This window comes from Hydrogenophaga sp. (genome assembly GCF_018780075.1).
Taxonomy (GTDB): domain Bacteria; phylum Pseudomonadota; class Gammaproteobacteria; order Burkholderiales; family Burkholderiaceae_C; genus Hydrogenophaga.
Genome location: NZ_JADMKB010000060.1, coordinates 1 through 5,708, shown reverse-complemented (window position 1 = coordinate 5,708; position 5,708 = coordinate 1). Strand labels below are relative to the sequence as shown.

Sequence of the window (5,708 nt, the reverse complement as noted above, 5' to 3'; positions counted from 1 at the left end):
GCTTGATTTCAGCCCGAATCCAGCACCTCAACAGCCTGCTCTGGCCCCTAGAGTGGTCGACGTCACTTTCGTCGATCCGTCATGGGCTCGCTGACCAACTTCCTTGCCAATCGCAAGACCTCGGGACTGAGTCTCGAACAGCTGGGTTTGTTCGAGAGCGAGCTTGCGCCGACCGGCAAACCCCTGATGGTGGCGATCGACCGTCTGATCGAAGACCCGGACAACCCGCGCAAGGAGTTCCCCCCGGAGGCCATCGAGGAACTGGCGCAGGACGTCGCCCAGCGCGGCATCCTGCAGCCCATTGTGGTCAGTGACCGGGAAATCAAGGACCGCTACCTGATCCGCTTTGGCAGCCGGCGCTGGCGGGCCGCCATCCAGGCCGGACTGACCGAGGTGCCCATCATCTTCGCGGCCCAGCATCGCAATGCCTACGACCAGGTGGCCGAGAACTTGAAACGGCAAAACCTGTCCCCGCTCGAACTCGCGCAGTTCATCCGGCGCCGGGTGGATGCCGGCGAATCCAATGCCGAGGTCGGGCGCCAGCTGGGCATGGACCTCACCACAGTGGCGCACCACCTGGGCCTGCTCAGCCTGCCGCCTGTGCTGAACCAGGCGCTCAAGGATGGGCGTTGCGAATCCCCGCGCACGCTGTACGAACTGACTCGCCTGCATGAGGAACAACCCGAGCAGGTGGCCGCCCTGGTCACGGGAGCAGACCCCATCACCCGTGAGACCGTGGCCAGTCTCCGCGATGCATCACGGGTGGTTGCGCCCGCTGACGACAAGCCACCGCAACCGAGGCCGGACAAGATGGCGCAGGCACTGGCCCGCGCTACGGGGCTCTGTGAGCGACTGGACACCGCGTTGCAGTGGCTGAGCCGGACGGGCGGCATCGACGCCCTGCCCCAGGATCAGGTGATGGCCTTGCGCCAGCGTGTCGCCGAGCTGGCCGCCCGGCTGGCACCTGAAGCCACACCGAGCGATACCGAGGCTCACCATGGGACACCCGCAGCGTGACCGGGTGACCATCGAACTGCGCGGCCTGCGCGAGCAGCTGCAGATGCATGCACTTCGGAAGCAGATGACCCCGGCAGCCCTGGTGCGCCAAGCCCTGCTGGCCTACCTTGCTCCGACGCCAAGCAACCAGACACCTGAGGTGCAAAAGCGGCCCCTTCTGCGGGACAAGCAGCTCGTCAAGGTCACGCTGCGCCTGCCCAGCGGACACGTCGAACTGATGAACCTTCTGGCCCGCAGGGCCGATGTGTCGCAGAGCATCTATGTGGCCACGCTGATCGAAGGCTCGCCGCCGCCCACGAACCACACCCAGACCGTGGCCGCACTGCAGGCCTCCACCAACCGGCTGGCCGTCATCAACACCGACCTCAGGGATTTCCTGCGCGTGATGTACACGGTCAAGCCAGGCGTGCAGCAGGAGCTGGAGCGTTACCGGGCCGGCATCAAGACACTGAACCAAGACATCCGGCTCCACCTGGACACGGCGGCAGCGCTGGTGGCAGAGCTGCGGGCCACCAGGCGATCCAAATGACAACTGGTCCATCCATCGACGGTGTGCTGGTGCAGTGGGGCGAGCGGCTGTTCTACCCGGGCAGCCGCATCGTCAAGCCGGACGCCACGCCGCGCCTGAATACGCCGAACCGGCCCAGTGCGGCCGTGATCCGCCAGCGGATTGCCGCAACCGTGACGCGGCGGGCGCCGCAGGTGATGGTGAAGGTCACCGGGGGTGGCCGTGGCATGGGCGCCATCGCGGCGCACTTCCGCTACATCTGCAAAAACGGCCAGCTGCGCATGGAGGACGACCGGGGTGTCGTGCGCGAGGGCAAGGAGGCCATGCACGACCTGGTCGAACAATGGCGTGTCAGCGGATCGCTGATTCCGCAGACCAGCCACCGACGCGAAGCCTTCAACATCATGCTGTCGATGCCGAAAGGCACGGATGCGCAGATCGTGCTGAAGGCGGCACGCGCTTTCGCAAAAAACGAGCTGAAGGATCACCACTACGTGATGGTGCTGCACGAGCACCAAGCCAACCCGCACGTGCACCTGAGCGTGAAGGCCGAGTCGATCGAGGGCAAGCGGCTTAACCCGCGCAAGACGGACCTGCACCGTTGGCGCGAGACATTTTCCGAGCAGTTGCGCGGATACGGTGTGGAGGCCGAGGCGACGCGACAGGCTTCGCGTGGGGTGAACCGCCGGGATGAACGCATCTGGGAAAGCAAGGTGCGGCAGGAGGGTCGTTTGGACCTGCGTGGCGAACAGAGAGCCAAGTCAGGTGCGACCTATGAGCGCAGCCACTTCGGGGCATTCCAAGCCTGGGCGAACATCACGAAGGCTCTGCAGGCATCTGATGTCCCGGAGGACCGGGAACTGGCCAAACACATCCTGCGATTCATCAGCGAATCGGCGTACTTCAAAGAGGTCTGGCCTCGGGTTCAACGTGAGGCGGCCCGTCAGGACAAACAACGGCCCGCCCCAGTGCAATCGCGAGAGGTGCTGAAAGCCGCTCCCTCAATCGACATGGAGCGCTGAATGGGGCTGCGCGGCAATCGCCCTGGACCGACCAACTCAGCAAGCGTTCGATTTCGACCGGTATCTGGTCAATGCCCGGAGACGACCCATTGCTGCCAGTGGACCAGGTCAGGACCGGTCGTTGGCCGACGTGCGTGTCGGCCAACGTGCCTGCACGGGTCGCGGCTTTGGCAGTAAAGTCGAGCGGAAGACTCGGCGCAGAAACACTGCTGCGATGGGTCGGCCCAGCTGACGAGTGGTAGGCCAGGAGGCAACACTATGGGGCATGCGCGCGACATCGGGTTCGTCTCGTCTCGGGACGGGGTCCAGCTCGCCACCGCACGCTACGGCGCGGGCCCGACATTGATCAAGGCGGCAACGTGGCTGACGCACATCGAACGTGCCGCGCCCGGAACGATCCAGCAGGCGTTGATCGACGAGTTTGCTCCCCGATTCAGTTACGTCGAATACGACACGCGCGGTTGCGGCCTGTCGCAGCGCCGGGTGGACGAACTGTCCTTCGAGGCCTGGGTGAGCGACCTGGAAGCCGTGGCGGACGCACACGGCCGCGAGCCGTTCACTCTGCTGGGATTCACCTGTGCGGCCGGCGTCGCGGTTGAATACGCGGCCAGGCATCCCGAGCGCGTGAACCGGCTGATCCTGTTCGGCGGGTTTGCGACCTCGTATCACAGCACCAGCCATCCCGATCCGGCCATTCGCCGCGAAGGCGACCTGATGATCGAGCTGGCCGAGCTGGGTTGGGGCAACAGCTCGCCCGCGTTCCGGCAGGTCTTCGTCTCGCGTTTCCTGCCCGCTGCCACGCAGGCGCAGTGGATGGCCTTCGATGAGAAGCAGCGCACGACCGCGACGCCCGACGTGGCGGTGCGCTACCTGCGGGCGATGTACGGCATGAATGTCAAGGAGGCGGCCGCACGGGTGCGCTGCCCGACGCTGGTGCTGCATCCGAAGGACGACGAGATGGTCAGGTTCGAGCAGGGACGGCGTCTTGCATCGCTCATTCCCGGCGCGCGCTTCGTGCCGCTGGAGGGTCGCAACCACATCCCGTTCCCCGACGAGCCGGCCTGGGAAGGCTTTGTGCGGGAGACCCGGCGCTTTCTCGGCACGAACGACGAGCGGGCCGGGCGCGCTGAGATCCGCTTGACAGAACGCCAGCTGGAGGTGCTGCGTCGGATCTCGTTCGGCCAGACCGACAAGCAGATTGCTGCGGCGTTGGGCCTGAGCCCGCGCACGGTGGAGATGCACGCGGCGCGAGCCCTGCAGGCGCTCGGCTGCCGAACCCGCGCCGAGGCGGTGGGACGCGCCTCCGAGCGCCGCATGTTCGTGGCCTGACGCTCCACCGCCCTACCGGGATGCCCCGGTATCCACCGGAGCGCCTACCGTAATCGGCCGACTGTCGCTCTCGCGGCGACCCGTCGCAGAATCTCGGCACGAAGACTACAGAGAACCAACATGGACGGACGCCCGCTGCAGGATGTGCTTAAGGTCCAGTGCTACGGATGCGGTGCTCTGAATGCGCACGGCATGCAGATCAAGAGCCGCTGGGACGGCGGCGACGAACTGGTGTGCATCTGGCAGCCGCAGCCGTATCACATCGGCCATCCCGGCATCGTCTACGGTGGAACGATCGCGTCGGTGGTCGATTGCCACGCGGTCTGGACCGCCTTGGCAACCCGTTGTCGCGATGAAGGCTTCGACTTGGCGCATGACTCCCTGCCCTTTGCGGTGGTGACCGGCCGCCTCAGCGTGAGCTTTCTCAGGCCGGCCGTCATCGACCAGCCGCTGGAGCTGAGGGCGAAGGTGGTCGACGCGGGGCCGCGTCGGGCCACCGTCGCGTGCCGCGTGCTCCAGCAGGGCAGCGAATGCGCAACGGCCGAGGTCGTGACGGTGCGCGTCGCCGCCATGGGGTGACACGATGAAGGCGATCCTTTGCGCCAGCTTCGCCGACGAACCGCAACTGCAGATCGGCGAGACGATAGCCCCCACGCCCGGGCGGCATGACGTCGAGGTCGCGGTGCATGCCGCCGCGGTCAGCTTCATGGACTTGCTGATGGCCCAGGGGCGTTACCAGATGCGGCCGGAACTTCCCTACGTGCCCGGCACCGATGCGGCCGGCGTGGTCGTGTCGGTAGGTGACAAGGTCACGCGGTTTCACGTCGGCGACCGCGTCGCCTGTGGTAACTGGCACGGCGCATGGGCCGAGAGAATGGTGGCCCAGGAAAGCAGCACGGTGCCGCTGCCGGCGGGCGTCGACTTCCAAACGGCCGCCGCCGTTCGCTACGCCTACGGGACGGCGCGCTATGCGCTCGTCACGCAGGCCCGTCTGCAGGCCGGCGAAACGCTGTTCGTGACAGGAGCGGCCGGCGGCGTTGGGCTGGCTGCTGTCGACCTCGGCCGCCATCTCGGCGCACGGGTGATTGCTGGCGTGGGCTCGCGCGACAAGGCTGCTGTCGTGCGCGACCGAGGCGCCGAGCACGTGATCGTCTACACCGAGGAAGACCTGCGCGAGCGCATCCGATCGCTGACCGGCGACCGCGGTGTGGATGTGTGCCTCGATCACGTCGGCGGCGACGTGTTCGCCGCCATGGCACGCTCGATGGCCTGGGGCGGCCGCCTGGTGCCCTTGGGCTTCGCCTGCGGGCAAATCCCGAGCGTCGCGGCCAACCTGCCATTGCTGAAGAACTACTCGGTCGTCGGCGCCTATTGGGGCGCATGGGCTGAGCGCCATCCGCGCGAGAGTGCTGCGGCAGACGAAGCGCTGATGCGCCTGGTGGGGACCGGAGAATTGCGCCCGCACGTCGGACGCACGATGTCCTGGGAGAACTTCGCCGTCGCACTGGGCCTTCTGCGCCGTCGCGAGGCCCAGGGCCGTGTCGTGCTGCAGGTGCTGCAGCCGGGTCAGCCGCTGAACGGCGGTTCGAGCTGAACGACAGGTCTGTGCCGGTGAACTCGAGAGCCGCGACGCCATCTGCAGTTCGCTGGCCCAGTCCCAACGGCCGGATTGCGACGTTTGACTCGTCAGTCCGCTGATGGCAAAACAGCTGACCCTCAGGCTTCGATACTAGGCGTGCGCAATCGCTGCAGACCTGCCGATGACAGCCCGGCGAGCACCCGCTTGAGTTAAGGGTTGTAGGACGCCCTCCCGCGCAGGCGTGCCGATGACA

At 66.5% G+C, this 5,708-nt stretch carries 6 protein-coding genes; all 6 read left to right on the top strand.

What is annotated here, in order from left to right; translation table 11 throughout:
- Positions 1 to 81 precede the first annotated feature (81 nt).
- The 6 genes from IV088_RS12470 (at position 82) to IV088_RS12445 (ending at position 5,470) form a co-directional block, all read left to right on the top strand.
- Complete coding sequence (locus IV088_RS12470; protein ID WP_291102326.1) at positions 82 to 1,017, top strand: ParB/RepB/Spo0J family partition protein; 936 nt, start codon at positions 82 to 84, stop codon at positions 1,015 to 1,017.
- On the top strand, positions 998 to 1,546 hold the full coding sequence (locus tag IV088_RS12465; RefSeq protein WP_291102324.1) for a hypothetical protein: 549 nt from the start codon (positions 998 to 1,000) through the stop codon (positions 1,544 to 1,546). The genes IV088_RS12470 and IV088_RS12465 overlap by 20 nt, the downstream gene beginning before the upstream one ends.
- Positions 1,543 to 2,547 (top strand): relaxase/mobilization nuclease domain-containing protein, encoded by a 1,005-nt coding sequence (locus IV088_RS12460; RefSeq protein WP_291102322.1) that lies wholly within the window; start codon positions 1,543 to 1,545, stop codon positions 2,545 to 2,547. The genes IV088_RS12465 and IV088_RS12460 overlap by 4 nt, the downstream gene beginning before the upstream one ends.
- Before the next feature lie 258 nt (positions 2,548 to 2,805).
- Entirely contained in the window at positions 2,806 to 3,876 is a 1,071-nt protein-coding gene (locus IV088_RS12455; protein WP_291102309.1) for an alpha/beta fold hydrolase, read from the top strand.
- Between the two features lie 120 nt (positions 3,877 to 3,996).
- Positions 3,997 to 4,455, top strand: coding sequence for a PaaI family thioesterase (locus IV088_RS12450; protein WP_291102307.1), 459 nt, complete (start codon positions 3,997 to 3,999; stop codon positions 4,453 to 4,455).
- 4 nt (positions 4,456 to 4,459) lie between these two features.
- Positions 4,460 to 5,470 carry an NADPH:quinone oxidoreductase family protein gene (locus IV088_RS12445; RefSeq protein ID WP_291102305.1) on the top strand — a complete coding sequence of 337 codons (1,011 nt, stop codon included), beginning with the start codon at positions 4,460 to 4,462 and terminating at the stop codon, positions 5,468 to 5,470.
- The last annotated feature ends 238 nt before the right edge of the window (positions 5,471 to 5,708 follow it).